24 protein-coding genes and 2 tRNA genes are annotated in these 26,267 nt (G+C 68.2%); 16 read left to right on the top strand and 10 right to left on the bottom strand.

Going from position 1 to position 26,267, the window contains the following annotated elements; genetic code table 11:
* Positions 1-15: 15 nt before the first annotated feature.
* Complete coding sequence (locus H7J86_RS05055) at positions 16-1,203, bottom strand: MFS transporter (RefSeq protein WP_267289686.1); 1,188 nt, start codon at positions 1,201-1,203, stop codon at positions 16-18.
* Positions 1,204-1,288: 85 nt separating this feature from the next.
* Here H7J86_RS05055 and H7J86_RS05050 point away from each other — a divergent pair, with 85 nt between their 5' ends.
* From H7J86_RS05050 to H7J86_RS05030, 5 genes are all read left to right on the top strand, one after another.
* A complete protein-coding gene (locus tag H7J86_RS05050) occupies positions 1,289-2,467 on the top strand; it encodes an alpha/beta hydrolase family protein (RefSeq protein WP_443677652.1) in 1,179 nt (392 codons plus the stop codon).
* A 9-nt stretch (positions 2,468-2,476) separates the two neighbouring features.
* Positions 2,477-3,259, top strand: a complete 783-nt coding sequence (locus H7J86_RS05045; protein ID WP_090356970.1) for a fumarylacetoacetate hydrolase family protein — start codon at positions 2,477-2,479, stop codon at positions 3,257-3,259.
* 6 nt (positions 3,260-3,265) lie between these two features.
* Positions 3,266-4,726 carry a glutamate--tRNA ligase gene (gene gltX, locus H7J86_RS05040; protein WP_267289684.1) on the top strand — a complete coding sequence of 487 codons (1,461 nt, stop codon included), beginning with the start codon at positions 3,266-3,268 and terminating at the stop codon, positions 4,724-4,726.
* Between the two features lie 115 nt (positions 4,727-4,841).
* Positions 4,842-4,916: transfer RNA gene (locus H7J86_RS05035), tRNA-Gln, on the top strand.
* A gap of 60 nt (positions 4,917-4,976) precedes the next feature.
* Positions 4,977-5,052, top strand: a tRNA-Glu gene (locus H7J86_RS05030).
* Positions 5,053-5,096: 44 nt separating this feature from the next.
* Here H7J86_RS05030 and H7J86_RS05025 read toward each other — a convergent pair.
* The 3 genes from H7J86_RS05025 to H7J86_RS05015 form a co-directional block, all read right to left on the bottom strand.
* Positions 5,097-6,293: a DUF1501 domain-containing protein gene (locus H7J86_RS05025; RefSeq protein ID WP_090356966.1), complete on the bottom strand. Its 1,197-nt coding sequence runs from the start codon at positions 6,291-6,293 to the stop codon at positions 5,097-5,099.
* Positions 6,294-6,303: 10 nt separating this feature from the next.
* Positions 6,304-7,581 carry a DUF1800 domain-containing protein gene (locus tag H7J86_RS05020; RefSeq protein ID WP_090356964.1) on the bottom strand — a complete coding sequence of 426 codons (1,278 nt, stop codon included), beginning with the start codon at positions 7,579-7,581 and terminating at the stop codon, positions 6,304-6,306.
* Positions 7,582-7,766: 185 nt separating this feature from the next.
* A complete protein-coding gene (locus H7J86_RS05015) occupies positions 7,767-8,468 on the bottom strand; it encodes an IclR family transcriptional regulator (RefSeq protein WP_090356962.1) in 702 nt (233 codons plus the stop codon).
* 77 nt (positions 8,469-8,545) lie between these two features.
* On the opposite strand from H7J86_RS05015, the gene leuC reads away from it, so the two are divergent.
* The 3 genes from leuC (at position 8,546) to H7J86_RS05000 (ending at position 11,491) form a co-directional block, all read left to right on the top strand.
* Positions 8,546-9,991: a 3-isopropylmalate dehydratase large subunit gene (leuC, locus tag H7J86_RS05010; RefSeq protein ID WP_090356960.1), complete on the top strand. Its 1,446-nt coding sequence runs from the start codon at positions 8,546-8,548 to the stop codon at positions 9,989-9,991.
* 14 nt (positions 9,992-10,005) lie between these two features.
* Positions 10,006-10,599, top strand: coding sequence for a 3-isopropylmalate dehydratase small subunit (gene leuD, locus H7J86_RS05005; RefSeq protein ID WP_090356958.1), 594 nt, complete (start codon positions 10,006-10,008; stop codon positions 10,597-10,599).
* Positions 10,600-10,801: 202 nt separating this feature from the next.
* On the top strand, positions 10,802-11,491 hold the full coding sequence (locus H7J86_RS05000) for an HU family DNA-binding protein (protein ID WP_187098925.1): 690 nt from the start codon (positions 10,802-10,804) through the stop codon (positions 11,489-11,491).
* 79 nt (positions 11,492-11,570) lie between these two features.
* Here H7J86_RS05000 and mutT1 read toward each other — a convergent pair whose 3' ends face one another.
* Genes mutT1 through cofC form a run of 3 tightly spaced genes read right to left on the bottom strand, consistent with a single transcriptional unit; the run spans position 11,571 to position 15,417 of the window.
* Positions 11,571-12,509 (bottom strand): 8-oxo-(d)GTP phosphatase MutT1, encoded by a 939-nt coding sequence (gene mutT1 / locus H7J86_RS04995; RefSeq protein WP_187098926.1) that lies wholly within the window; start codon positions 12,507-12,509, stop codon positions 11,571-11,573.
* A 45-nt stretch (positions 12,510-12,554) separates the two neighbouring features.
* Positions 12,555-14,717, bottom strand: a complete 2,163-nt coding sequence (locus tag H7J86_RS04990) for an RNA degradosome polyphosphate kinase (RefSeq protein ID WP_267289682.1) — start codon at positions 14,715-14,717, stop codon at positions 12,555-12,557.
* 46 nt (positions 14,718-14,763) lie between these two features.
* Entirely contained in the window at positions 14,764-15,417 is a 654-nt protein-coding gene (gene cofC / locus H7J86_RS04985; RefSeq protein WP_267289680.1) for a 2-phospho-L-lactate guanylyltransferase, read from the bottom strand.
* A gap of 64 nt (positions 15,418-15,481) precedes the next feature.
* On the opposite strand from cofC, the gene H7J86_RS04980 reads away from it, so the two are divergent.
* From H7J86_RS04980 to H7J86_RS04970, 3 genes are read left to right on the top strand one after another with little or no spacing between them, the layout of a single operon-like run.
* Positions 15,482-16,462 (top strand): NAD(P)H-dependent glycerol-3-phosphate dehydrogenase, encoded by a 981-nt coding sequence (locus H7J86_RS04980; protein ID WP_267290589.1) that lies wholly within the window; start codon positions 15,482-15,484, stop codon positions 16,460-16,462.
* 6 nt (positions 16,463-16,468) lie between these two features.
* The gene (locus H7J86_RS04975; protein WP_267289678.1) at positions 16,469-17,572 is read left to right on the top strand and encodes a cystathionine gamma-lyase; all 1,104 of its coding nucleotides are present in this window, start codon (positions 16,469-16,471) and stop codon (positions 17,570-17,572) included.
* A 40-nt stretch (positions 17,573-17,612) separates the two neighbouring features.
* A complete protein-coding gene (locus H7J86_RS04970) occupies positions 17,613-18,716 on the top strand; it encodes a D-alanine--D-alanine ligase family protein (protein WP_090356947.1) in 1,104 nt (367 codons plus the stop codon).
* Here H7J86_RS04970 and H7J86_RS04965 read toward each other — a convergent pair.
* Positions 18,713-19,258 (bottom strand): DUF3515 domain-containing protein, encoded by a 546-nt coding sequence (locus H7J86_RS04965; RefSeq protein ID WP_090356945.1) that lies wholly within the window; start codon positions 19,256-19,258, stop codon positions 18,713-18,715. The two genes, H7J86_RS04970 and H7J86_RS04965, sit on opposite strands and share 4 nt — an antisense overlap.
* 9 nt (positions 19,259-19,267) lie before the next feature.
* On the bottom strand, positions 19,268-19,510 hold the full coding sequence (locus tag H7J86_RS04960; protein WP_187098927.1) for an Lrp/AsnC family transcriptional regulator: 243 nt from the start codon (positions 19,508-19,510) through the stop codon (positions 19,268-19,270).
* 93 nt (positions 19,511-19,603) lie between these two features.
* Here H7J86_RS04960 and H7J86_RS04955 point away from each other — a divergent pair, with 93 nt between their 5' ends.
* Together H7J86_RS04955 and H7J86_RS04950 are read left to right on the top strand one after the other, a co-directional pair.
* The gene (locus H7J86_RS04955; protein ID WP_187098928.1) at positions 19,604-20,554 is read left to right on the top strand and encodes a thiamine-phosphate kinase; all 951 of its coding nucleotides are present in this window, start codon (positions 19,604-19,606) and stop codon (positions 20,552-20,554) included.
* Positions 20,555-20,581: 27 nt separating this feature from the next.
* The gene (locus H7J86_RS04950) at positions 20,582-21,265 is read left to right on the top strand and encodes a uracil-DNA glycosylase (protein WP_267289676.1); all 684 of its coding nucleotides are present in this window, start codon (positions 20,582-20,584) and stop codon (positions 21,263-21,265) included.
* A gap of 66 nt (positions 21,266-21,331) precedes the next feature.
* Here H7J86_RS04950 and rpmB read toward each other — a convergent pair whose 3' ends face one another.
* Positions 21,332-21,526 (bottom strand): 50S ribosomal protein L28, encoded by a 195-nt coding sequence (gene rpmB / locus H7J86_RS04945; protein WP_267289674.1) that lies wholly within the window; start codon positions 21,524-21,526, stop codon positions 21,332-21,334.
* A 210-nt stretch (positions 21,527-21,736) separates the two neighbouring features.
* Here rpmB and H7J86_RS04940 point away from each other — a divergent pair, with 210 nt between their 5' ends.
* The 3 genes from H7J86_RS04940 to H7J86_RS04930 are packed head-to-tail and all read left to right on the top strand — an operon-like array spanning position 21,737 to position 26,267.
* Positions 21,737-23,356 carry a DAK2 domain-containing protein gene (locus H7J86_RS04940; protein ID WP_267290587.1) on the top strand — a complete coding sequence of 540 codons (1,620 nt, stop codon included), beginning with the start codon at positions 21,737-21,739 and terminating at the stop codon, positions 23,354-23,356.
* A gap of 2 nt (positions 23,357-23,358) precedes the next feature.
* The gene (gene recG / locus H7J86_RS04935) at positions 23,359-25,575 is read left to right on the top strand and encodes an ATP-dependent DNA helicase RecG (protein WP_267289672.1); all 2,217 of its coding nucleotides are present in this window, start codon (positions 23,359-23,361) and stop codon (positions 25,573-25,575) included.
* Entirely contained in the window at positions 25,572-26,267 is a 696-nt protein-coding gene (locus tag H7J86_RS04930) for an HNH endonuclease family protein (RefSeq protein WP_187098931.1), read from the top strand. Before recG ends, H7J86_RS04930 begins: the two co-directional genes overlap by 4 nt.

Here is a 26,267-nt window from a genome sequence, read left to right as displayed (position 1 = left end):
AATTGGGAAGCCGATCTACGTCATTGCTACGGGATCAGCGGGCACCAGCGGGATGGCCGCGACCGGGAACAACGCGCAGACGGCGAAGGCCGCCGGATAGCCGAACACGCCGATCAGTGCGCCGAACAACGGTGCGGCGGTGGCGGATGCCAAGTGCTGGCTGGTGTTCTGGGTGCCCAGGGCGCGGCCACTCCAGAACGGGCCGGCGATCTCTGCGATCGCCGTGAACGCCAACCCGTTGTCGGACACCGTGATCACCGAGGCGATCACCACCAGTGCGACGCTGACAGGGGAGTGCAGCCAGTCGGTGACCGCGAGCAGCGCCATGGACGCCGCCGCGCCGGCGGCGATGGTGCGGATGGGTTTCAGCCGCGACCCGGCCACATCCGACCACCGGCCCGCGGCGATCCGGCCCGCGGCGCCGAGCACCTGAGCCGATGTCACCAGCAGACCGGCCGAGGCCGCCGACCAGCCGCGCGTGGTCATCAGCCACACCAGGGTGAATGTCCAGACCACCGACTGCGGCACCACCAGGAGTACGGACACGGCGTGGATGCGCCAGAGCATCGACGATCCGCGATAGGGATTGGCCAGATGCTCGTCGGGGGCCTCGGCGCGGGGCGGCCGGGGTGGGTCGATGACCCCCACCAGACACATGCCGGCCGCCAACGCGCACACCACGGCCGGGAACAGCAATGCCGTTGCTACGCCGTGTGATTCGGCCAGTCGCGGGATCACCAGTGCCCCCAGTCCGACGCCGAGCGGGGTGGCGGTCTGCCGGATGCCCATCACCAGGCCGCGTTGTTCGGGCGGAAACCAGCCGACCACCAGCCGGCCACTTGCCGAATTGCTACTGGCCGCGGCCATTCCGCCGATCAACAGAAACGCGCCGACGGCGACGAGTGACTGCACCGAGGCCGCGGCGAAAGCCGCCAGTGCGGTCAGGGCCGAGCCCAGGCTCAACACCAGTCGTTCGCCGAACCGGTCGACGACATACCCCCACAGGATCAACGTCGTCACCATGCCCAGGCTGGGCATCGCCGACAGCGTGCCCGCCCGGGCGAGATCGAGACCGCGTTCGGCGTGCAGTGTCGGGATGAGGAACGCGGCACCGTTGATGAAGACGTTGGCGCATGTGGTTGCGGTGAGCGCGATCACCAACATGGACCAGCGACGGACGGTGCCTATCGTCGTGGTGGGCATGCGGCCATGGTGCCATGTGCTTCCCAAAATATTGAACAAGTTTCTCAATATATGGAACACGCGACGCCTGTCCTAGCCTGGCGTGGTGAACCTGTGCAGAGTGACCGCCGTATTGCTGGCGTTCGGGATCGTGGCCGCCACCCCGGCGGCCGCGGCGACCGGCCCCGACTGGTCCGGGCTGGACGCGCGCCACTACGACGCCCCGATTCCGGCGCCCGGCAACCTGATCACGTCAGTGCCGATGGATCCCGCGCTGAGCGTCCCGGGGGCGGCGCGCGCCTATCGGATTCTGTATTCCACAGTGAACCAACATGATTCGCCCGCCGTCAGTACAGCCGCGGTGTTCGTGCCGCGCGGTGAGGCCCCCGACGGTGGCTGGCCCGTGATTGCGTGGGCACACGGCACGGTCGGGTTGGGCGATGACTGCGCGCCGTCCGTGCGGCCCCGCAGCGAGCGTGACGACGAATATCTTTCGCACTGGCTCGAGCAGGGTTACGTGGTGGTCGGGTCGGACTACGCCGGGCTCGGCACGCCCGGCCTGATGAGCTATCTCAACAGCGTGGCCACCGCACACGGCGTCGTCGACTCGGTGATCGCCAGCCACCAGCTGGATCTGCCGCTGTCGCCGAAATGGGCCATCGTCGGCCAGTCCCAGGGTGGCGGGGCGGCGGTCAACAGTGCCCGCTGGGCCACCCAGTTCACCCGTGGCACCGGACTGGACTACCGCGGCGTGGTCGCCACCGGGACACCGTTCAACGTCGAGAGCATCGTCGCCCAGGCGGGACCGCAGATGGCGCTGCCACCGAATCTGGGGCCGGCCGCCAACAGCTACACCGCCTACATCCTGGCGGGCCTGCGTGACGCCCGCCCCGACCTGGACATCGACAGCGTGCTGACCCCGGCCGGGCGCGATGCGGTGCACAAGGCGCAATCCCTCTGCAAGGGTCAGCTGGATCAGGCCTTGGCGGGTATGACGCCGCCCGCCTTCTTCGATGCGCCGCTGGCGACCCTGCCCGGTGTCGCCGAAGCGCTGGACGCCTATATGGGAACGCCCACCAGCGGCTATGACCGGCCGATCTTCCTCGGAGTGGGCCTGCAGGACAAGGACGTACCGCCCGCGCTGTCCATCCAGCTCGATGACCGGCTGCGGGCGCAGGGCCAGGACGTCACGCTCAAGATCTACCCCGACGCCGACCATTCGGGCACCGTGCTGGCATCGATGGCGGACTCCACCCCATTTCTGCAGGCCCAGCTCGCTCACTAGGCTGGACCAATGCGTCTTGGTCGAATCGCCAGTCCCGATGGTGTCGCCTTCGTTGTGATCGAAGGCGACCCCAACTCCGACGCGGTGTGCCGCGAAATAGCCGAGCAGTACCTGTCCCGCAACCCCACCTTCACCGGCCGCAGCTGGCCGTTGGCCGATGTCCGGCTGCTGGCGCCGATCCTGGCCAGCAAGGTGGTCTGTATGGGCAAGAACTACGCCGCCCATGCCCGCGAGATGGGGGGCGAGCCGCCGGAGGACCCGGTCATCTTCCTCAAGCCGAACACCGCCATCATCGGGCCGAATGTGCCCATCCAGCTGCCCGCCGACGCCCATCCGGTGCACCACGAGGGTGAGCTCGTGGCGGTCATCGAACGGCCGTGCAAGGACGTACCCGCCGCCAAGGCCGCCGAGTACATCCTCGGCTACACCATCGCCAACGACGTCTCCGCGCGCGATCAGCAGCGCAAGGACGGCCAGTGGATGCGGGCCAAGGGGCACGACACCTTCTGTCCGGTGGGACCGTGGATCGAGACGGCGGTCGACCCGTCGGGACTGGATCTGCGTACCGAGGTCAACGGAAAGGTGCGCCAGGACAGCAATACCGCGCTGCTGCTGCACGATGTCGGGGAGATCATCGAGTGGGTGTCGGCGGTGATGACCCTGCTGCCGGGCGATCTGATCCTGACCGGGACACCGGAGGGTGTCGGCCCCATCGAGGATGGGGACACCGTCAGCATCACCGTCGAGGGTATCGGTACCCTCACCAATCCCGTTGTGCGCAAGCAGAAGTAGAGGCCCATGTCGATTCCGTCCGTCCGCGTCCGCTTCTGTCCCTCGCCCACCGGCACCCCACACGTCGGGCTGGTACGCACCGCGCTGTTCAACTGGGCCTACGCCCGGCACACCGGGGGCACCTTCGTGTTCCGCATCGAAGACACCGACGCCGCCCGTGACAGCCAGGAGAGTTACGAGGCGATCCTGGATGCGTTGCGCTGGCTGGGCCTGGACTGGGACGAGGGCCCCGAGGTGGGCGGCCCGCACGAGCCCTACCGTCAGTCCCAGCGGGCCGAGATCTATCGCGACGTGATCGCCAAACTCCAGGCCGCCGGCGAGGTGTACGAGGCGTACTCCACTCCCGAGGAGGTGGAGGCGCGCCACCTCGCGGCCGGCCGCAATCCCAAGCTGGGCTATGACAACTTCGACCGGGACCTGACCGATGAGCAGCGTGCCGCGTTCGCGGCGCAGGGCCGCAAGCCCGTGCTGCGGTTGCGGATGCCCGACGAAGACCTCACCTGGAACGACCTGGTGCGCGGTCCGGTCAGCTTTCCGGCCGGCTCGGTGCCCGATTTCGCGATCACCCGGGCCACCGGAGATCCGCTGTACACCTTGGTCAATCCGGTCGACGACGCCTTGATGAAGATCACCCACGTGCTGCGCGGCGAGGACATCATGCCCTCGACGCCCCGTCAGATCGCGCTGTACCAGGCGCTGATCCGAATCGGCATCGCCGAGCGGGTTCCCGAGTTCGCGCACCTGCCAAGCGTTCTCGGCGACGGCAACAAGAAGCTGTCCAAGCGCGACCCGCAGTCGAACCTGTTCCTGCACCGGGACCGTGGGTTCCTGCCGGAGGGGTTACTCAACTACCTGGCGCTGCTGGGCTGGGGCATCGCCGACGATCACGATGTGTTCAGCCTGGCGGAGATGGTGGCCGCGTTCGACGTCGCCAACGTCAACTCCAACCCGGCCCGGTTCGACCAGAAGAAGGCCGACAGCATCAACGCCGAGCACATCCGGCTGCTCACGCCGGAGGATTTCACCGCGCGGCTGGACGCCTACCTGGCCGCGCACGGTCACTCCACCGACCTCGACGAAGCGGGTTTCGCGGAAGCGGCGGCCCTGGTGCAGACACGGATCGTGGTGCTCGGCGATGCCTGGGACCTGTTGAAGTTCTTCGACGACGACTCCTACGCCCTGGACGAGAAGGCGGCCGCCAAGGAACTCGGGCCGGATGCCGCGCCGGTGCTGGACGCGGCTCTGACGGCCCTGACGGAGGTGGGCGAGTGGACCACGCCGAACATCGAGGCGGCACTGAAGACGGCGCTTCTGGAGGGTCTTGAGCTGAAGCCGAGGAAGGCCTTCGGCCCGATCCGGGTCGCGATCACCGGTGCGACGGTCAGCCCTCCGCTGTTCGAGTCGATGGAACTACTCGGTGCCGAGCGCAGTCTGGCCAGGTTGCGGGCGGTACGGGGTGGGGTGTGAAAACCGGCCCGGAATCTTTGGTAGTCTGCTCGTCGGTCCGGAAAGTGAAAGCGGGATGACCCCCGCCGAGTGATCCGGTCCAATATGCCCGTGACCAGCGGTGATGGGCATATATTGGGGTATGGTGTAATTGGCAACACTAGGGATTCTGATTCCCTCATTCTAGGTTCGAGTCCTGGTACCCCAGCCAATCCGGCGATTAGGTCAGCACAAGCTCCTCGGCTATGCTTTCTCACCGGATTAAGTTCTAGCCCCCGTCGTCTAGCGGCCTAGGACGCCGCCCTCTCACGGCGGTAGCGTGGGTTCGAATCCCATCGGGGGTACCACCGAAGGTCCCGGGACTCATACGAGAGTCCCGGGGCTTTTTTCGTCAGAGGAACCCGATGCTCTTGCGCCCGGGGCCCACCGACGGTTCCGGATCACTCGCGAGCGTCTTGCTGAGCAACTCGTGATAGATGTCACGGAAATCGGTCGTGGTCTTCAGGTCCCCGTCGGCCAGATCGGTCAGGCTGGGCTCGTCGCCGTAGAAGCCGCCCTTGACCCGGGGGCCGGCGATGAACACCGGGCCGGAAGTGCCGTGGTCGGTGCCCTGGGACGCGTTGGCCTCGACGCGCCTGCCGAACTCCGAATACACCATCACCACCACATTGCGGCCGCGCTCGCTGCGCCGCATCTGCTTCAGGAAGGGCGCCAGCGCCGAGTCGAGGGCCGTCAGCAGGTGCTGATGGTCATCGCGCTCGTTGGCATGGGTGTCGAAACCCCCGAGCGTCACCATGTACACCTGGGTCGGCACGCCGGAGTGCACACACGTGGCCACCAGATCGAGATCCTCGGCCAACTGCTTGCCGGCATCGTCGATGGCGTCCGGGGACGGGCTGTCGGTGAAGCTGCTGAACGTCGAATCGGTTGTGGCGCAGTCCCGATAGTTCGCCCGCACCGCCGCCATCGAGGGGGTGTCGTGGGAGTCCGCGGAGCTCAAGGCGCTCAGGGTGCCGGCGACATCGGCGGGGATCCGCGGAATCTTCACCGAAAGTCCTGTGGCGACGTGCTTCTCGCCGATGGCCAGCGGCGGCAGTACCGATCCGACGTTGACCGCCCGCAGCGGGTCGTCGCCCCCTGCGTCGAGCCAGCGACCGATCCAACCCGTCGACACGGGTGCGTCCGGCGAGGCGGTCTGCCAGATGTCCATGGAGCGGAAGTGGCTGCGGTCCTGTTTCGGATACCCGGCCCCGCGCACGATCGCGAGCTCCTTGCTGTCCCAGATGTCCTTGAGGCCGGACAACGCCGGGTTCAGGTGCAGGTGCCCGTCCAGGTCGAGTGTCTCGTGCGGTGCGAAGGAGAGGTCGCGGCGGGCATCGTGATAGGCGTTGTCGTTGACGGGGATCACGGTGTTGATCCCGTCGTTGCCGCCGTAGAGCGTGACGATCACCAGGATGCCGCTGTCCTTGGCGAGTGGGCGCTGCTGTCCCTGATCGAGCAGGTGCGGCAGCGTGACGGCGGTCCCGGCGAGCAGGCCGGCGGCGCCCACACTGGCGATCAGGAAGTTGCGGCGATTGAGCTCGGGCATCTGTATCTCGCTAGGACGTCAGGTATTCGGGCGTGTTGACGGCAGCGGCGACCAGCCGGACCGGGTTGTCGTGCAGCGGTTTCAGGGCGGCGGCGGTGCTGTCGGACCAGGCGCCGATGCCCAGCAGATAGCCGGCGGCGTCGACGCGGTCGGTCGGGGCGGCCTCCTGGACCACCGAGATGTCACCCATCGGGACGAATTTGTCGGCGGCCCACACCCGGGCGGCGGTGCTGGTGCTCGACAGCCACACCTGGCCCCGTGGCCAGCCGCCGACATCGTAGGGAAAGAACGGTCGCTGGCCCATGACGGTGAGGACGACGTTGGTGCCCGCGACGGCGTCGGGACTGCCCAACGGCACGGCCAGCGAGCGCAGCATCCCGACGAGCCACTCGATCGGTTGGGTGACCATACTTCCGGCGCTCGCCGTGAACGCGGGGTCGAGGAAGACGGCTTTGGTGAGCGCCTTCAGATCTCGGTTCGGGCCGTAGGCCGCCACCAGGCGGTCCAGGACGTCGGGCGGCGCGGGAGTATCGGAGGCCAGCAGACGCCAGAGCTTTCCCGCCACGAAACCCGGTGAGCCCGGCTGGCTGAGCACGATGTCGCAGAAAGCGGTGTCGTCGTGGTTTCCGGTGACGCCGAACACCGTCTTCGCGGCGGTGTCGTGGTTTTCCGGTGCGATGACGGTCTGTGCACCCGGGATGACATAGCGGCCGGTGAGGGCGCGGGCACCCTCCTTCACATCGGCCTCGGTATAGCCGTTGTTGTGGCCGAGCGTGAACAGCTCCATGAACTCGCGCGACAGGTTCTCGTTCGGCGCGGCCTTGGTGTTGCGCACGGCATCGAGCCACAGCGCCATCGCCGCGTCGATGAGCATCGCGTAGGCCAGCTCACGGAAGTCGCCGAGTTTGAGGGTGCGCAGCTTCTGGTTCTGCGCCGCCATGAGTTCGGCGGCGAGCACCTTCTCGGCCGAGGTGGCGAAGTGGTTGTGCCAGACCAGGGTCAACTTCTCGTGGATGGGCTCCTGCACGGCGGCCATCCGCCGGGTCCACCAGGCGCCCAGATCCAGCATCTGGCCGGACAGCACCTTGATGAACTCGGTGCGGACCGGTAGGGGTGCGCTGTCCGGCGGGATCGGTGGTGTCACCGGCGCCGGCATCGGGGTGGCCAGCGCACCCGGATCGGAATCCGGGTCCATGTTCAGGGCCTTGTCCAGATAGACCGACCAGTCCTGTCCGACGACGGCATCGATCTGGGGACCGGACGCGCCGAAGCCGGCCCGGCGCAGCATGCGTGCGGTGGCGAGCCATTGGGGTGACTGCGAAGCCGTGGTACCTCCTCGGGCCGAACTCGGCGGCCGTCTCTCAAGGAAGGATAGAGCCAATCACACGTTTGCTAAAGTCGCGGCCCAACTGTGCAGGTTCACAGCTTTTTTGGAGCGAACGGTGTTTGCCCGATTCGGCAGTGCCCGGTGGTTCACAGCCGCCGGGTCAGCGCCTCGGATGCGGCCAGCAGATCGGCAGCCCAGCGGGCTCCCGGACGGCGACCCATCCGATCGATCGGCCCCGACACCGACACCGCGGCGATCACCGCGCCGCGGCCGTCGCGCACCGGTGCCGAGACACTGGCGACGCCGGGCTCGCGTTCGGCCGCACTCTGCGCCCAACCGCGCTTGCGGACTTCGGCAAGGGTGCGCTCGGTGAACATCGCCGACGGCAGCACCGCCTGTTGGGTCGCCGTATCGCTGAAGGCGAGCAGCACTTTGGCGCCGGATCCGGCGGTCATCGGCAACCGGGTGCCGATCGGCACGGTGTCCCGCAGCCCGGCCGGCGGTTCCAGCGCGGCCACACACACCCGTGCGGTGCCCTCGCGCCGATACAGTTGCACGCTCTCGCCGGTGATCTCGCGCAGGCGAGGCAGCACCGCGGCGCCCGCGGCCACCAACGGGTCGTTGACATGTCCGGCGAGTTCGGTCAGGGCCGGGCCGAGTCGCCACCGGCCTTCCGGGTCGCGGGCCAGCAGACGATGTACTTCGAGGCCGGCGGCCAGACGGTGTGCGGTGGCCCGCGGCAACCCGGTCCGCTCGCACAGTTCGGCAAGGCCACAGGGTGATTCGGCCACCGTGTGCAGCACGCCCACCGCTTTGTCGAGGACGCCGATGCCGCTATCCTGTCTCATAGGGAGATACTAGCGTTCCGTATCGTGAGATAGCCAGCCCGTCACGGCAGGACGCCCCAACACGAATCGAGACTGTCATGGAGCAGACCACCAAGCCGAAGACCCTGGCCGAAAAGGTGTGGGACGACCACGTTGTGGTGCCCGGCCCCGGCGAGGGAGCGGCCAAGGAGCCCGACCTCATCTACATCGACCTGCATCTGGTGCACGAAGTCACCAGCCCGCAGGCGTTCGACGGTCTGCGGCTCGCGGGGCGCCCGGTGCGCCGGCCGGATCTGACGATCGCCACCGAGGACCACAACGTTCCGACCATCGATATCGACAAGCCGATCGCCGATCCGGTGTCACGCACCCAGGTGGAGACGCTGCGCCGCAACTGCGCGGAGTTCGGTATCCGGTTGCACCCGATGGGCGATGTCGAACAGGGCATCGTGCACATCATCGGTCCGCAGCTGGGTCTGACACAGCCCGGTATGACGGTGGTGTGCGGTGACAGTCATACCTCCACCCACGGCGCGTTCGGTGCGATCGCCATGGGCATCGGCACATCGGAGGTCGAGCATGTGCTGGCCACCCAGACGCTTCCGCTCAAGCCTTTCAAGACCATGGCGGTCAACGTCGACGGTGTGTTGCCCCCCGGCGTGAGCGCGAAAGACATCATCCTGGCGGTCATCGCGAAGATCGGCACCGGTGGCGGGCAGGGGCATGTCATCGAATACCGGGGTAGCGCCATCGAATCGCTGTCGATGGAGGGCCGGATGACGATCTGCAACATGAGTATCGAAGCCGGTGCACGGGCGGGCATGGTCGCGCCCGACGAGACCACCTACGAATTCCTCAAGGGTCGCCCGCACGCCCCGACCGGTGCCGACTGGGACGCCGCGGTGGCGGCCTGGAGCCGGTTACACACCGACGAGGGCGCCGAATTCGACACCGAGGTCTACCTGGATGCCTCGACGCTCAGCCCGTTCGTCACCTGGGGCACCAACCCCGGGCAGGGCGTTCCGCTGTCGGCCACCGTGCCGGACCCCGAGCTGATGTCGGGTGACGATGAGCGTCAGGCCGCGGAAAAGGCATTGGAGTACATGGGCCTTCGGGCGGGTACCCCGATGCGCGAGGTGGCCGTGGACACCGTGTTCGTCGGATCGTGCACCAACGGGCGCATCGAGGATCTGCGGGTGGTGGCCGAGATCCTGGACGGCCGCCGGGTCGCCGACGGGGTGCGGATGCTCGTCGTCCCGGGATCCATGCGGGTGCGCGCACAAGCCGAATCCGAAGGCCTGGGGGCGATCTTCACCGCCGCCGGTGCCGAGTGGCGGCAGGCGGGCTGTTCGATGTGTCTGGGCATGAATCCCGATCAGCTCGCGCCGGGGGAGCGTTGCGCATCCACCTCCAACCGAAATTTCGAAGGCCGTCAAGGTAAGGGCGGGCGCACCCATCTGGTGTCGCCGGCCGTCGCCGCCGCCACCGCCGTTCGCGGCACCCTGTCCTCACCCGCCGATCTGCCTGCCGCGCAGAGCCGCTAGAAGGAGATTTCGTCATGCACGCTTTCACCACTCATACGGGAATCGGCGTTCCGCTGCGGCGGTCCAATGTGGACACCGATCAGATCATTCCGGCGGTATATCTGAAGCGGGTCACCCGAACGGGTTTCGAGGACGGTTTGTTCGCCGCCTGGCGCAACGATCCGTCCTTCATCCTGAACCTGGCGCCCTTCGACAAGGGTTCGGTATTGGTGGCCGGCCCCGATTTCGGCACCGGCTCGTCACGGGAACACGCGGTCTGGGCGCTGATGGATTACGGGTTCCGGGTCGTGATCTCGCCCCGATTCGCCGATATCTTCCGCGGCAATGCGGGCAAGGCGGGTCTGTTGGCGGCCGAAGTCACACACGATGACGTCGAACTCCTGTGGAAACTGATCGAGCAGAATCCCGGGCTGGAAATCACTGTGAATCTTCAAGATCGGAATATCACCGCCGGAACGGTCCTGCTGCCGTTCAAGATTGACGACTACACGGCCTGGCGGTTACTCGAGGGACTCGACGATATAGGCCTTACGCTGCGGAAACAGGCCGAAATCTCGGCCTTCGAGCAGGGTCGTCCGAGTTTCAAACCGACCACTCTGCCGGTCTGAAATCGGGCCTCCCGGGGGCCCAAATCCCGCCCGGCAACCACATTCTCGGACGCCCGTACCACCGCTCAAGTGGGGCAACCGAATCCAGAAATTTTTCACAGCTATGCCTGAAACTGCGCGTGGCTCTTGGAAATCTGCAGCATGTGGGTTTACCGTGTCCTCTAGTCGGTCCAGAGTGGACCACTGACTTCGGAGGGTTTGCATGAACAAAGCAGAGCTCATCGACGCACTCACAGCCAAGTTGGACACCGATCGTCGACAGGCTACTGCGGCGGTTGAGAACATCGTCGACACGATTGTGCGGGCTGTGCACAAGGGTGAGAGCGTCACCATCACAGGCTTCGGCGTTTTCGAACAGCGTCGGCGCGCCGCACGCGTGGCGCGTAACCCGCGCACCGGCGAGACCGTCAAGGTGAAGCCGACCTCGGTTCCGGCCTTCCGTCCGGGTGCGCAGTTCAAGGCGGTTGTCGCTGGCGCGCAGAAGCTCCCGGCCGACGGCCCGGCCGTGAAGCGCGGTGTGGCTGCGGCTCCCGTCAAGCGGACCGCCGCCAAGAAGGCTGCTCCGGCTGCCAAGAAGGCTCCGGCCAAGAAGGCTGCTCCGGTCAAGAAGGCCGTGGCGACCAAGGCTGCTCCGGCTGCCAAGAAGGCTCCGGCCAAGAAGGCCGCTCCGGTCAAGAAGACCGTCGCGACCAAGGCTGCTCCGGCTGCCAAGAAGGCTCCGGCCAAGAAGGCCGCTCCGGTGAAGAAGGCCGTCGCGGTGAAGAAGGCCGCTCCGGTGAAGAAGGCCGCTCCGGTCAAGAAGGCCGCTCCGGTCAAGAAGGTCGTCGCCAAGGCTCCGGCCAAGAAGGCTCCGGCCAAGAAGGCTGCTCCGGTCAAGCGCGGCCGCAAGTAGGGAACTTCTCTCAACACGACAACGCCGTGGATCCTCGCGATCCACGGCGTTTTCGCGTGCGTGTGCCTAGTCTGAGACCTCAGTCATCGCTGGCGAGCGGGCTGCCGATATGGTCCGCGGCCACCAACCGTTCGTCGGCCAGGGACAGCACCCAGGTGCTGCCTTTGCGATTGCGTGACTTATCCGGCTTGACGCCATCGCGCTCGCACCACCACGCGATCAGGTCCGGGATCACCTTGCCCTGAGTGCAGATCACCGGAGTGCCGCCGGCAACGGAGGACTCGTTGGCGATCTCCAGCACGCGGGAGCGGCCGGGGCCGCGGCGATCGCTGTAGGCCTCCTCGGTGAGTGTCGGCTCGTCGTCGACCGGCACACCGAGTTCCTCGGCCAGGGGAGTGAGTGTCTGATGACAACGGGTCCGCGGCGCGGCGAAAAGGCGATCGCCGCCGAAGGCAAGCAACTGTCCCACCAGGGATTCGGCCTGCGCGCGGCCGTGCTTGTCCAGCGGGCGCTCCCGATCGTCGCCCTTGTACCGGGATCGCCTGCCCGCCCGCCCGTGCCGGACGATCAGCACCGTGCTGGTGTGTGCCGGCACTTTGGTGAAGCGTCGCAGCACCTTCCGGTCATGGGGGTAGTGCAGGCGTTCCATTGCCTCGGCGGCCGGAAGCCAGAGCAGTTGATCGACCTCATCATTGGGGATGAATTCCCCGTCGAGGGTGCGCGCCGCCCAGTACTGCACCTTCTTGGTGTCCTCCACCACCGGGTAGGTCACCGCGGCGAGCCGCCGGCCGAGTTGGCAGGCGTACCCGGTCTCTTCGAGGATCTCCCGCACGGCGGTCACCGGTTCCGTCTCACCAGGGTCGACCTTGCCCTTGGGCAGTGACCAGTCGTCGTAGCGGGGCCGGTGCACGACGGCGACCTCGACCGCGGGCACACCGTCGGTGCGCACACCGCTTTCCCGCCACAGCACCGCGCCCGCCGCGTAGATCGTCGTCGGGCGGGTCACCGTGTTCTGCACATCAACTCCTGTGGTTCGTGCGGCGACCGGCGCGAGAGGAATCCGTCAGGGGTGTCGATGACGTTCCATCATCGACACCTGATGGTCGCGCACGGTCTGACCTTCGAGTGGCATTGCCGTCCAGTGACCGTCGGCACGCAGTTCCCAGCATCGGGTGGCCGGATCCATTGCGGACTCGAAGATGTCATCGAGCTGCGCGGTGAGCCGGGGGTCCTTCACCTGGGCCATGACCTCGACACGGCGGTCGAGATTACGATGCATCATGTCGGCGCTGCCGATCCAGAACTCGTTGATGGCATTGAAGTGAATAATTCGCGAGTGCTCCAGGAACCGCCCCAGGATCGACCGGACGACGATGTTCTCGGAGAAGCCGGGAACGCCCGGCTTGAGCGCGCAGATTCCGCGCACCACGACCTCCACGTGCACACCGGCCTGCGAGGCGCGGTACAGCGCATCGATCACCTGCTCGTCGACGAGTGCGTTGGCCTTCATGCGAATTCGGCCCCGGGCGCCGTCCCGGGTCGCGGCGATCTCTCGCTCGATGCGCTCGATGATGCCTCTGCGCACGCCGAACGGCGCGACCAACAGGTTGCGGTAGGACTCCTTGCGTGAGTACCCGGTCAGCGAGTTGAACAGATCCGTCAGATCGGCGCCGACCTCGGGGGAGGCGGTGAGCAGGCCGACATCCTCGTACAGCCGCGCGGTTTTCGGGTTGTAGTTGCCCGTGCCGATATGGCAATACCGCCGTATTGCCGATCCTTCCCGCCGCACCACCAGCGCCGTCTTGCAATGGGTCTTGAGCCCGATCAGGCCGTACACCACGTGCACACCGGCCTGTTCCAGCTTCCTGGCCCACTTGATGTTGGCCTGCTCGTCAAAGCGCGCCTTGATCTCGACGAGCGCCACCACCTGCTTGCCGGCCTCGGCGGCGTCGATGAGCGCGTTGACGATCGGCGAATCGCCGGAGGTGCGGTACAGCGTCTGCTTGATGGCGAGCACATTGGGATCCGCGGCCGCCTGTTCGATGAACCGCTGCACGGTGGTGGAGAACGAATCGTAAGGATGATGCACCAGGACGTCGCCGTCACGCAGCGTGGAGAAGATGCTCTTGGGCGTCTCCCGCTCGCCGAAAGCCGGTGGTGTGGCGGGCACGAACGGGCGGTCCTTCAGGTCCGGCCGGTCCACGCCGTAGATCTGCCACAGCGAGGACAGATCCAGCAGACCGGACACCTGGATCACATCGCCGGGATGGACGTCGAGTTCGCGCAGCAGCAGTTCGAGCATGTTCTCGGTCATGTCGTCGGCCACCTCGAGGCGCACCGGTGAGCCGAATCGACGCCGGGCCAGTTCCCGCTCGAGGGCCTGCAGCAGATCCTCGTCGCGGTCCTCGGCGACCTCGAAGTCGGCGTTGCGGGTGATCCGGAAGGCGTGGTGCTCGACGATGTCCAGACCGGGGAACAGCACCGGGAGGAACGCCGCGATGAGCGACTCCAGCGGCAGGAAGCGGACCGGTCCGGCCGTGCCGTCCGCCAATTCCCGGGCGGGCAGTTCGACGAACCGGTCGACGTTGTCGGGCACCTTGATTCGCGCGAAGTGCTGGGTGCCGTCATCGGGCTGGCGCACCGTGATCGCGAGATTGAGACTCAGACCGCTCACGAACGGGAACGGATGTGCGGGGTCGACGGCCAGTGGGGTGAGGACCGGGAAGACCTGTTCGTGGAAGTAGGTCGACAACCGGTCGCGCTCGTGCTCGTCGAGATCGTTCCAGGCGACGATGATGATGCCCTGCTCGGCGAGTCCGCGCCGCACCGACTCGAGGAAGACGTGGGCGTGTCTGCTGGCGAGCTGCTGGGTGCGTTCACCGATCCGGCGCAACTGCTCACGAGGGGACAGGCCGTCGGCGGAGCGCACCGACAATCCCATCTCGTCGCGGCGCTTGAGCCCCGCAACCCGAACCATATAGAACTCATCGAGATTCGAAGAGAAGATGGCGAGGAACTTGGCGCGCTCCAACAGCGGCAGCGAGCTGTCGGCGGCCAGCGCCAGCACCCGGGCGTTGAAATCCAGCCAGCTCAGTTCCCGGTTGAGGTAACGATCCTCGGGCAGGGCGTCCGCGGGTGAATCCGCGGTCGCCGCGGGCGGCGCGTCGGGGGTGTTCTCGGGTGACGTCCACTCGGCGTCGGCGGGTCGCGTGTCGGCTTCGGTCATGTACCGATCATTGCGCATCGCCACGGCGCATTCCAGTGCGGCGCGACTAACAGTCGGTGCCCGTACACGCCAGCTTGCCGATCACCCGGCTGGTGGCCGGGCCGACACCGAGGCGCAACGCCGCGGCGAGATCATCGGGGGTGTCGATATCGCAGCGTAGGCCCGGCCAATCGCCGGTGAGTTCGACCGCACCCGAATCTGCGTGGCGGCGTGCGGAATCCGTGCCGAACCGCGGGTCGAGCGGTGCGCCGAAGGTGAACAGTGCGGAGGTGCCGGTGCCGTGGCGATCGCCGACGAAGCTGCGCCGGTGCGCTGCCGCCGCGGTGATGGCATCGCTCAGCTCGTCGGTGCGCAGTGCCGGCAGGTCACCCTGAAGGATCATCATCGCCTTTGTCGCGCTGGACCTTTCGGCGGCCGCAAGGGCGTTGTTGAGCGGGTCGAGATGGCCGTCGGGGGTGGGATCGGCGAGTGCCTGGGCGCCGAGTTCGACGGCGGCGGCGGCCGCCGCCGGGTCCGGTGTCACCACCGTGATCGAACTCACCGCGGGCACCGCTGCCGCCGACGAGATGGTGTCGGCCAGCATGGCGAGCACCAGACGCTCACGCGCCGCCGCCGACAGCACCGGCGCGAGCCGGGTCTTGGCGGCGTTGAGCCGCTTGACCGCGATCACCAGGCCCACCTGTGTCCCCACCCTTGCCATCCTGCCAGCCGGCCGGCGCACGGGGGTGATCGCGCTAGGGTGAAGCGTGGTCGAAGCCGCGGTGATGGGTGCCGGTGCATGGGGAACAGCGCTGGCGAAGGTGCTTGCCGATGCCGGTAACGGTGTGACGTTGTGGACGCGCCGTCCCGAGCTTGCCGAGGAGATCAACGCGACCCATCGCAATCCGTTCTACCTCGGGGACACGGCGCTGCCGGAGAGCATCCGGGCCACCTGCGATCCGGCCGAGGCGCTCGACGGTGCCTGCACGGTGCTGCTGGGGGTGCCGTCGCAGACGCTGCGGACCAATCTCGAGCACTGGAAGCACCTGATCGGTGTCGACGCCACGCTGGTGAGCCTGGCCAAGGGCATCGAGTTGGACACGCTCATGCGGATGAGTCAGGTGGTGGTGCAGGTCACCGGTGCCGACCCGGCGCGGGTCGCGGTGGTGTCCGGGCCCAACCTGGCCAAAGAGGTCGCCGATGGGCAACCGGCGGCCACGGTGGTCGCCTGCAGCGACTCCGGCCGGGCGGTCGCCCTTCAACGTGCCCTGTCCACGCCGTACTTCCGGCCGTATACCAATGCCGATGTGGTGGGCGCCGAGATCGGCGGCGCCTGTAAGAACGTCATCGCGCTGGCCTGCGGCATGGCCGCGGGTGTCGGGCTGGGGGAGAACACCTCGGCCGCGATCATCACCCGGGGCCTGGCCGAGATCATGCGGCTGGGAATCGCGTTGGGCGCCAAAGGCGCCACCCTGGCCGGGCTGGCCGGCGTCGGTGACCTGGTCGCCACGTGCACGTCGCCGCGGTCGCGCAATCGCACCTTCGGGGAGCGTCTCGGGCTGGGCGGTTCGATGGAATCCGCGCTGGAGGCCGCCGAAGGGCACGTCGCCGAGGGGGTGACCTCGTGCCGGTCGGTGCTCGCACTCGCGTCCAGCTATGACGTGGAGATGCCGCTCACCGATGCCGTCCACCAGGTCTGCCACCGCGGGTTGTCCGTCACCGATGCCGTCATGCTGCTGCTCGGGCGCAGCACCAAACCGGAGTAGGCCGGCATGAGCGGGACATACGGGGACTCCACCCGAACGGTCAAAGTCGTTGGCGGCCATGCAAGTCCGGGTGCTCCGATCGCTCCCGCGCCGGTTCCGGCCTCGGCCTACCACCTGGCGGCCGACGAATCCGGGGATCTGGACACCTATGGTCGGGTCTCGAATCCGACCTGGCGTCAACTGGAATCGGCGTTGGCGGAGTTGGAGGGCGCGTCGACCGCGCTGACCTACGGCTCCGGGATGGGCGCCATCACCTCGGTGCTGCGGGTGTTGACCGGGCCGCAGACCACGCTCGTGGTGCCGGCCGACGGCTACTATCAGGTCCGCCGGTACGCGGCCGAATACCTTGCCCGGCAAGGGGTCAACGTTGTCGAGGCGACCGCGGCGCAGATGTGCGATGCGGCCGCGGACGCCGATGTGGTGCTGGCCGAGACGCCGGTGAACCCCACGCTGGATGTGGTCGATCTGCACCGCCTGGCCACCATCTGCCGGGGCCGCCGAAGCACTCTGGTGGTGGACAACACCGCCGCGACACCGTTGGGTCTGCAACCGCTGTCGCTGGGCGCGGACCTCGTGGTCGCCAGCGCCACCAAGGCGCTGTCGGGGCACAGCGACCTCTTGGCGGGGTACGTGGCCGGATGCAACGACGAGCTGATGACCCGGATCGAGCGGGATCGGCTGCTGTCCGGGCCGGTGCTCGGGCCGTTCGAGGCATGGCTGGCGCTGCGCAGTCTGGGCACCGCGGGTCTGCGGATCGAACGGCAGTGCCGCAACGCCGCGGCGGTGGCCCTGATGCTGCGCGACCACCCCGCCGTCCGGTCGGTGCGCTATCCCGGGCTGCCCGGTGACCCCTCGCATCCGGTCGCGGCCGAACAGATGAAGCGCTTCGGCGGTCTGGTGGCCGTCGAACTCGAGGACGCGGCGGCCGTCCACGCCCTGGTCGAGCGCAGCTCGCTGCTGGTGGCCGCGACGAGCTTCGGTGGCATCCACACCTGCGTGGACCGCCGGGCCCGCTGGGGGGACCCGGTCGGCGAGGGCTTCGCGCGGCTGTCGCTGGGTATCGAGGACACCGACGACATCGTCGCCGATATCGAGAGCGCGCTGGGCTGAAACTCCCCGCCGCGGCGCCAGCCGGTAACGTCTCCTGATTGTGAGTGCCCGTATCCGCGTCGCCGTCGTCTACGGCGGACGCAGCTCTGAGCACGCGATCTCGTGTGTGTCGGCCGGCAGTATCCTGCGCAACCTCGACCCGGAACGGTTCGAAGTGGTCGCCGTCGGGATCACGCCCGAGGGATCCTGGGTGCTCACCGACGGCAGCCCGGAAACTCTGGCCATCACCGACGGCACGCTGCCCGAGGTGACCGGAGCCTCCGGAACCGCGCTGGCGCTGCCCGCCGATCCGCTCCGCCGAGGTGAGCTGCTGTCCCTGGACGAGGCCGCCGGTGACCTGCTGGCCGCCGTCGACGTCGTCTTCCCGGTGCTGCACGGTCCCTACGGCGAGGACGGCACCATCCAGGGGCTGCTGGAACTGGCGGGGGTGCCCTATGTCGGCGCCGGGGTCCTGGCCAGCGCGGCCGGTATGGACAAGGAGTTCACCAAGAAGCTGCTGGCCGCCGAAGGCCTGCCGATCGGTGACCAGGTGGTGCTGCGCGCACACCACGCCACGCTGGAACTGGAGGACCGGGAACGATTGGGCCTGCCGGTGTTCGTGAAGCCGGCGCGCGGCGGGTCGTCCATCGGCGTCAGCCGCGTGACGGCGTGGGACCGGCTTCCCGCGGCCATCGCCCACGCACGCACGCATGACCCCAAGGTGATCGTCGAGGCCGCGGTGCCCGGCCGCGAGCTCGAATGCGGGGTGCTGGAGTTCCCCGACGGCCATCTGGAGGCCAGCACGGTGGGCGAGATCCGGGTGGCCGGTGTGCGCGGCCGTGAGGACGGCTTCTACGACTTCGCCACGAAGTACCTGGAGGACGCCGCGGAACTCGACGTGCCGGCCAAGGTCGACGACACCGTCGCCGAAGAGATCCGGCAGCTGTCGATGCGGGCCTTCCGCGCCATCGACTGCCAGGGCCTGGCCCGGGTCGACTTCTTCCTCACCGAGCAGGGCCCGGTGATCAACGAGATCAACACGATGCCCGGGTTCACCACCATCTCGATGTACCCGCGGATGTGGGCGGCCAGCGGCGTGGACTATCCCACCCTGTTGGCGACGATGGTCGAGACCGCCGTCGCCCGCGGTACCGGCCTGCGCTAGCGCGGCGGGCCGGGATTGAGCGGCTGCGCCGGCATCACCTGTGCGATCGTGCGTGACATCAGCTGGATGGGCGTGGGTCCCGACCCCTGCGGCAGCGTCAGCGCCACGTAGGTCCCGCGGTCGACCGCGAACCAGGTGCTCGAGCCGTCGCCTTTGACCTCGAACCAACTCACCTCGTCGACCACCTGCAGCGGCGCCCCCACCACGAAATCGGCGGGCCGGTCCAGTCCGCAGCGCAGGATCACCGGTTCGGTGTTCGCGGACTCCTGCTGCCAGGCGGCCGCACCCGCGGGCACCGGCTCGACGGCCACGGCGCGGTGGTAGTCACCGAGTTGGTCGGGCAGGCTCGCGAGCAGCGCCGCGCACTGCGGTCCGTCGGCAGCCGGGGCCGGGGCGGCGGCGATCGCCACCGGACGGGGAGCCGGATCGGTCTGGCGGATGGCGGCGAGGCTGAGCAGCACGACCACTGCGGCCAGCGCCACACCGGCCGCCGCGATGATCAGGCCCCGGGGCGGACCGTCCTGGATATCGGGATCGGGCACCCCGCAACTCTATGGGGCGGCCCCGTCGGCGATCGGGCAGGTCAGGGTGCGGGTGATACCGGTCACCTGCTGCACCTGTGCGGCAACCCCGTCATGCAGTTCGGCCATGGTGGCGGCGCCGATCCTGGCGACCACGTCGTACGGCCCGGTGACGTACTCGGCGGAGAGCACCCCGGGCAGTCCGGCAAGTTGTTTGGCGACGACCTCGGCACGGCCCACCTCGGTTTGAATCAGCATGAAAGCCTCCACCACCGGGTGTCCCCTCCATTCCAGTACATAGACTCGGCGTCGCAGGGACCAAACGTACCGCAGGTCGCGTGACTGTTCAGGGTGGAGACAGGTGAGATGACGGACAGGGACCCCACCCTGGCGCAGGTCGGGGAGTTCACCGTCATCGACAGGATCGTGGCGGGACGTGCGCAACCGCCGTCGGTGGCCCTGGGCCCCGGCGACGACGCGGCGATCGTGCTGGCCGGCGACGGCCGCACCGTGGTGTCGACCGACATGCTGGTGCAGGACCGGCACTTTCGGCTGGACTGGTCCACGCCGTACGACATCGGCCGCAAGGCGGTCGCCCAGAATGCCGCCGATGCCGAGGCGATGGGCGCCACCCCGACGGCGTTCGTGGTGGCTTTCGGGGCCCCCAAGGAAACGCCGGCCTCGGCGGCGGTCGCCATGAGCGACGGGATGTGGGCCGAGGCCGCGAAGTTCGGTGCCGGGATCGCCGGCGGCGATCTGGTGAGTGCACCGCTGTGGGTCGTCTCGGTGACCGTCCTGGGTGACCTCGGTGGTCGCGAACCCGTACGCCGGGATACCGCACGGCCCGGTGACATCGTGGCGGTCATCGGCGAACTCGGCCGCTCGGCGGCCGGCTATGCGTTGTGGCTCAAGGGAATCTGCGAGCCGGCCGAATTGCGCCGGCGGCATCTGGTGCCGGAACCGCCGTACGGGCAGGGTGCGGCTGCCGCGCGGGCCGGCGCCAGCGCGATGACCGACGTGTCCGACGGGCTGGCCGCCGATCTGGGGCATATCGCGGCGGCCTCCGGGGTGCGCATCGACCTGTCCGGGCAGGCGCTGCGGGCCGACCACGACGCGCTGGCCCCGGTGGCCGCCGGCACCGGCGACGACGCCTGGGACTGGGTGCTCGGCGGAGGTGAGGACCATGCGCTGGTGGCCACCTTCGCCGGGGCGCCGCCACCTGGCTGGCGCACGATCGGGCGTGTGCTCGACGGCGCCGCCGGCGTGGACCTCGACGGTGAGCCGTGGCGTGGAAGCACGGGCTGGCAGTCGTTCTGAACGCGCGACACGCTAGTTTGGGCGTTCGTGACACCACGCCCTCTGACCGAACTCGTCGAACCGGGGTGGGCGCGCGCGCTCGAGCCGGTGGCCCCGCAGATCACGGCACTCGGGGAATTCCTGCGTGAGGAACTGGCCGCCGGGCACCGTTACCTGCCGGCCGGCGAGAACGTCTTGCGGGCGTTCACCTTTCCCTTCGAGGCCGTGCGGGTGCTCATCGTCGGCCAGGATCCGTACCCGACGCCGGGGCATGCGGTGGGTCTGAGCTTCTCGGTGGCACCCGATGTCCGCCCGGTACCGCGCAGTCTGGGCAACATCTTCAACGAGTACAGCACCGACCTGGGGCACCCGGTACCCGCGACCGGTGATCTCACGCCGTGGGCGCAGCAGGGCGTGATGCTGCTCAACAGGGTGCTCACGGTGCGGCCGGGCAGTCCGGCCTCACACCGCGGAAAGGGCTGGGAGGCGGTCACCGAACGGGCGATCCGGGCCCTGGTGGCCCGGCCGCAGCCGCTCGTCGCGGTGTTGTGGGGACGCGACGCCGCCACCCTCAAGCCGATGCTGGCCGAAGGCGACTGTGCGGTGATCGAGTCGGTGCACCCGTCGCCACTGTCGGCGTCCCGCGGATTCTTCGGCTCCCGGCCGTTCAGCAGGACCAACGAGCTGCTGACCGGGCTGGGTGCCGATCCCATCGATTGGCGCCTGCCATGAGGCGAGCACGCAAATAGGCCGGCGGACCGAAGTCCACCGGCCTATCGACGCGGAGTGCGGCCTAGATCAGCCGCGGGCGACCTTGCCGGCCTTGAGGCAGGAGGTGCACACGTTCAGGCGCTGCTTGTTGCCACCCGGACGGGTGACGGCACGCACGGTCTGGATGTTCGGATCCCAGCGACGGTTGGTCCGACGATGCGAGTGCGACACCGACTTGCCGAAGCCGGGGCCCTTCGCGCAGATATCGCACACGGCAGCCATATCGAGAACTCCTTGTATCAGTACTTGGGGGGTCTGGATGCTGCGCCGCCAAAGCGTCGCGAGTCGACCCGACAACCTGACCAGGATACCGGCCGGGGTGACGGATCGCCAAAACGGTCCACAACCTGTGCAGCAGCGCGCCGGATTGTCGGGTGCGGTGGCTAGGCTGGCGCGGTCTGAACGTGCGTCAGTGGAGGTGAGGTGGCCGAGATTTCGGGAGTTCGGCTCGATGCGGCCGGCCTGCGGGATTGGGCGCACCACGCCGTCGGGCACCTGATCACCCATACCGACGAGATCAACGGCCTCAACGTCTTCCCGGTGGCGGATTCCGACACCGGGACGAACATGCTGTTCACCATGCGGGCCGCGGTGGTCTGGGCTGATGACCGGATCGGCCAGGACATCGTCACCGGAGTCGCCGGCGTGGCCGCGGCCCTGTCCGACGGCGCCCTGCACGGGGCCCGCGGCAACTCCGGGGTGATCCTCTCGCAGATTCTGCGGGGCCTCGCCGAGGTCACCGCCGGGCTCGGCCTCGCCGAGATCGACGGACCGGTACTGGCCGAGGCGCTGCGCCGCGCCGAGGGGTTGGTCGTCGCCTCGATGGGCCAGGAGGTGCCCGGCACCATCGTGTCGGTGTTGCAGGCCGCCGCGGGTGCCGCCGAGGACGTGGCCGCGTCGGGCGCCGAGGTGGGCGTGGTCGTGGCATCGGCCGCCGATGCGGCGGCGATCGCCCTGGAGAAGACCCCCGACCAACTCGACGTGCTGGCCGAGGCGGGCGTCGTGGATGCCGGCGGCCGGGGTCTGCTGGTGCTGCTGGATGCCATGACCATGACCCTCACCGGCAGCGCGCCACGGCGGCAGCGGTACGAACCGGCGACCCCGCACCTCGAGGTCTCCGCCGGTTCGGCCACTCCCCGGTTCGAGGTGATGTATCTGCTCAGTGGATGCAGCCAGGGCGATGTCGACAGACTGCGCGGCGCACTGGACCAGCTGGGGGATTCGGTGGCCATCGCCGCGGCCGCCTCCAGCGGGGCCGCCGGCAGCCATTCGGTGCACGTGCACACCGACGATGCCGGCGCGGCCGTGGAGGCGGGTCTGGCGGCCGGCGTGCTCAGCCGGATCCAGATCACCGCGCTGACCGGAGCCCACCCGAATGCGCACCGGAGCCGGGACCGCGCGGTGCTCGCGGTGGTCGACGGTGACGGCGCCGACGAACTGTTCGCCGGCGAGGGCGCCCGGGTGTTGCGGCCCGACGACGGCGCGCCCATCAGCGCCCAGCGGTTGCTGCGGGCGCTCGTCGAGGCCGATGCCGAACAGGTGATGTTGTTGCCCAACGGCTTTGTCGCCGCGGAGGAACTCGTCGCCGGCTGCACCGCGGCCACCGGCTGGGGTATCGACGTGGTGCCGGTGCCGGCCGCATCGATGGTGCAGGGTCTGGCCGCATTGGCGGTGCACGACGCGGGCCGCCAGACCGTCGATGACGGCTACGCCATGGCGCGGGCCGCGGCGGGCGCCAGGCACGGTGCGGTTCGGGTGGCCACGGAGTCGGCGCTGACGTGGGCGGGTGCGTGCAAACCCGGCGACGGTCTCGGCATCACCGGTGACGAGGTGCTGATCGTCGCCCACGATATCGGCTCGGCTGCAACGGGTTTGGTTGATCTGCTGCTGGCGTCCGGCGGCGAACTGGTGACCGTCCTGATCGGTGCGGGGGTCGACGACGCGGTGGGTGAGCAGTTGCGCAGGCATGTGCACGAGCGACATCTCGGTGCCGAGGTGATCAGTTACCGCACCGACCACCATGGGGACGCACTGCTGATCGGGGTGGAGTAACGGTGGTCGCACTGGGCGAACGGCTGGTCAACGTGCTGGGGGCCAAGGCCGCCGACAAGCTGGAGGAGGCGTTCGGACTCCGCACCGTCAACGACCTGTTACGTCATTTCCCGCGTAAGTACAGCGACGGCATGTCGGTCAGCGGGGAGGGTGAGGAACTCGAGCTCACCGAGGGCGACCATGTCACCCTCGTCGATGTCATCACCGACGCGGTGGCCAAACCGATGCGGCGCCAGCCGGGTAAGCGGCAGCGGATGTACCTGCGGGTGACACTGGGCAACCGCCGTCCCGAGGTGACCGCGACCTTTTTCAATGCCGACTACTTGATCAAGGATCTGGTGCCGGGCACCCGGCTGATGATGTCGGGGGAGGTCAAATTCTTCCGCCAGACAGTGCAGTTGGACCATCCGGCCTTCCTGGTCCTGGACTCCCCGAGCGGGCGCACCATCGGCACCAAGTCGCTGAAGTCGATCGCGGAGGCCTCCGCGGGAGATGACCTGCTGGCCGCCTTCGAGCGTGACTTCTTCCCGATCTATCCCGCGACGGCGAAAGTGCAGAGCTGGGATGTCTACGGGTGCGTGCGCCAGGTGCTCGACGTGCTCGATCCGGTCCCCGAAGTCCTCCCGGAAGCGATTGTGCGGCAATGGGATCTGATCTCCGAGGACCAGGCGTTGCGGGCGATTCACCTGGCGGAGAACGCGGTCGAACGCACGCGGGCCCAGGAACGGTTGGCGATCGACGAGGCCGTCGGCCTGCAATGGGCGCTGGTGTCCCGGCGCTACAGCGAGCTCGGTGAGACCGGTCCGGCCGCCCCGAAGCGCGATGACGGGTTGGCCGGGGCGCTCTTGCGGCAGTTGCCGTTCGAGCTGACCGGTGGCCAGCGTGAGGTGCTTGAGGTCATCTCCGCCGACCTCGCCGAGGCCCGCCCGATGAACCGGATGCTCCAGGGTGAGGTCGGCTCCGGTAAGACCATCGTGTCGGTACTGGCGATGCTGCAGGTGGTCGACGCGGGTTACCAGTGCGCGTTGCTGGCCCCCACCGAAGTCCTGGCGGTGCAGCACGCCCGCTCGGTGCGGTCGGTGCTCGGACCGCTGGCGACGGCGGGCGAACTCGGGGCTCCCGAGGGTGCCACCCGGGTCGCGCTGCTGACCGGGTCGATGTCGCCACAGCAGAAGCGTCAGGTCCGCGATGAGATCGCCACCGGCGCGGCGGGCATCGTGATCGGCACCCACGCCCTCATCCAGGAGTCGGTGGAGTTCCATCAGCTCGGCATGGTGGTCGTCGACGAACAGCACAGGTTCGGCGTCGAACAGCGAGACCGACTGCGGGCCAAGGCAACCGGTGGGATCACTCCGCATCTCCTGGTCATGACGGCCACGCCGATCCCGCGCACCATCGCACTGACCGTGTTCGGCGACCTGGAAACCTCGGTGTTGCGTGAGCTGCCCCGCGGTCGTCAGCCGATCACCACCAATGCGGTGTTCACCACCGACAAACCCGCCTGGCTGGATCGGGTGTGGGCGCGCATCGTGGAGGAGGTCGCCGCCGGCCGGCAGGCCTACGTGGTGGCCTCCCGCATCGACGAGTCCGACAAATCGGAGAACGAGCAGGGGCCGCCGCCCATCACCGTGCTGCAACTGCTGGAGTTCCTGCGCAACGGCCCGCTGTCGGCACTGCGGCTGGGGCTGATGCACGGCCGGCTGCCCGCCGACGAGAAGGACGCGGTGATGAGTGCATTCCGGGCGGGCGAGATCGATGTGCTGGTCTGCACCACCGTCATCGAGGTCGGGGTGGATGTGCCCAATGCCACCGTCATGGTGGTGATGGACGCCGAGCGATTCGGGATCAGCCAATTGCATCAGCTGCGCGGACGGATCGGCCGCGGCGAGCATCCGAGCCTGTGCCTGTTGGTGTCCAGGACGAAGGAATCGACCAAGGCCGCCGACCGGCTGCGTGCGGTGGCCGGCACCCTCGACGGTTTCGCCCTTGCCGATCTGGATCTGCAGGAGCGCCGTGAGGGAGATGTGCTGGGCTACAGCCAGTCCGGCAGGCGAATGACCCTGCGGTTTCTGTCCCTGGCCGACCACCAGCACATCATCGAGGCCGCCCGGGAGTTCTGTCAGGCTGCCTACCAGGACAATCCGCGCCAACCCGGACTCGACGTCCTGGCCGCGCAGTTCACCGACACCGAGCGAGTCCAGTACCTGGACATGTCGTGAGGCGGCTGTGGCCGCTGGCGGCCGGGGTGGTGCTCGCGGTCGTCGTCGCGGTGCAGGTGCTCACCCAGACCGACGCGGGCAGGCTCGCGCATGCCGATATCCCCACCGTCGCAGCGGGTGTGGACATCCTGTCGGGGATCCCCGAGATCCCGGCGCGGGACCGGGGTAACGACTATCGCCGCGCGGCGTTCGGCGATGCCTGGGATGACCTCAACGACGCTCCGGGTGGGCACAACGGGTGCGATACCCGAAACGACATCCTCAACCGGGATCTCGTCGACAAGACCTACGTGGCGATCAAGCGCTGCCCCCAGGCGGTGGCCACCGGCACACTGCACGACCCGTACACCGACAACGCGATCGCGTTCGTGCGCGGCAATCAGGTCGGTGCGTCGGTGCAGATCGACCACATCGTGCCGTTGGCGCTGGCCTGGGATCTGGGTGCGCGGAACTGGACGGATGCGCTGCGGCTGCGCTTCGCCAACGACCCGGCCAATCTGATCGCCGTTGAGGGGCAGGCCAATCAGGACAAGAGCGATGCCGAACCCGCGCGCTGGATGCCGCCCAATCATGCGTTCTGGTGTCAGTACGCGGTGCAGTTCGCCGCCGTGCTGCGCGGTTACGGACTCCCGGTCGACATGCCCTCGGCGGCGGTGCTGCGCGAGGCGGCCGCCACCTGCCCGGCCGCCTGA

Origin of the sequence: Mycobacterium hackensackense (assembly GCF_025822555.1) — a bacterium.
In the GTDB taxonomy this organism is placed as follows: domain Bacteria; phylum Actinomycetota; class Actinomycetes; order Mycobacteriales; family Mycobacteriaceae; genus Mycobacterium; species Mycobacterium fluoranthenivorans.
This window is presented reverse-complemented; position numbering and strand designations above follow the sequence as displayed.

Bases quoted from the DNA above. Each gene is read 5' to 3' on its own strand.
- H7J86_RS05055 (WP_267289686.1), bottom strand. From the start codon at position 1,203: ATGCCCACCACGACGATAGGCACCGTCCGTCGCTGGTCCATGTTGGTG.
- H7J86_RS05045 (WP_090356970.1), top strand. From the start codon at position 2,477: ATGCGTCTTGGTCGAATCGCCAGTCCCGATGGTGTCGCCTTCGTTGTG.
- gltX (WP_267289684.1), top strand. From the start codon at position 3,266: ATGTCGATTCCGTCCGTCCGCGTCCGCTTCTGTCCCTCGCCCACCGGC.
- H7J86_RS05025 (WP_090356966.1), bottom strand. From the start codon at position 6,293: ATGCCCGAGCTCAATCGCCGCAACTTCCTGATCGCCAGTGTGGGCGCC.
- H7J86_RS05020 (WP_090356964.1), bottom strand. From the start codon at position 7,581: ATGCTGCGCCGGGCCGGCTTCGGCGCGTCCGGTCCCCAGATCGATGCC.
- H7J86_RS05015 (WP_090356962.1), bottom strand. From the start codon at position 8,468: ATGAGACAGGATAGCGGCATCGGCGTCCTCGACAAAGCGGTGGGCGTG.
- leuC (WP_090356960.1), top strand. From the start codon at position 8,546: ATGGAGCAGACCACCAAGCCGAAGACCCTGGCCGAAAAGGTGTGGGAC.
- leuD (WP_090356958.1), top strand. From the start codon at position 10,006: ATGCACGCTTTCACCACTCATACGGGAATCGGCGTTCCGCTGCGGCGG.
- H7J86_RS05000 (WP_187098925.1), top strand. From the start codon at position 10,802: ATGAACAAAGCAGAGCTCATCGACGCACTCACAGCCAAGTTGGACACC.
- H7J86_RS04990 (WP_267289682.1), bottom strand. From the start codon at position 14,717: ATGACCGAAGCCGACACGCGACCCGCCGACGCCGAGTGGACGTCACCC.
- cofC (WP_267289680.1), bottom strand. From the start codon at position 15,417: ATGGCAAGGGTGGGGACACAGGTGGGCCTGGTGATCGCGGTCAAGCGG.
- H7J86_RS04980 (WP_267290589.1), top strand. From the start codon at position 15,482: ATGGGTGCCGGTGCATGGGGAACAGCGCTGGCGAAGGTGCTTGCCGAT.
- H7J86_RS04975 (WP_267289678.1), top strand. From the start codon at position 16,469: ATGAGCGGGACATACGGGGACTCCACCCGAACGGTCAAAGTCGTTGGC.
- H7J86_RS04955 (WP_187098928.1), top strand. From the start codon at position 19,604: ATGACGGACAGGGACCCCACCCTGGCGCAGGTCGGGGAGTTCACCGTC.
- rpmB (WP_267289674.1), bottom strand. From the start codon at position 21,526: ATGGCTGCCGTGTGCGATATCTGCGCGAAGGGCCCCGGCTTCGGCAAG.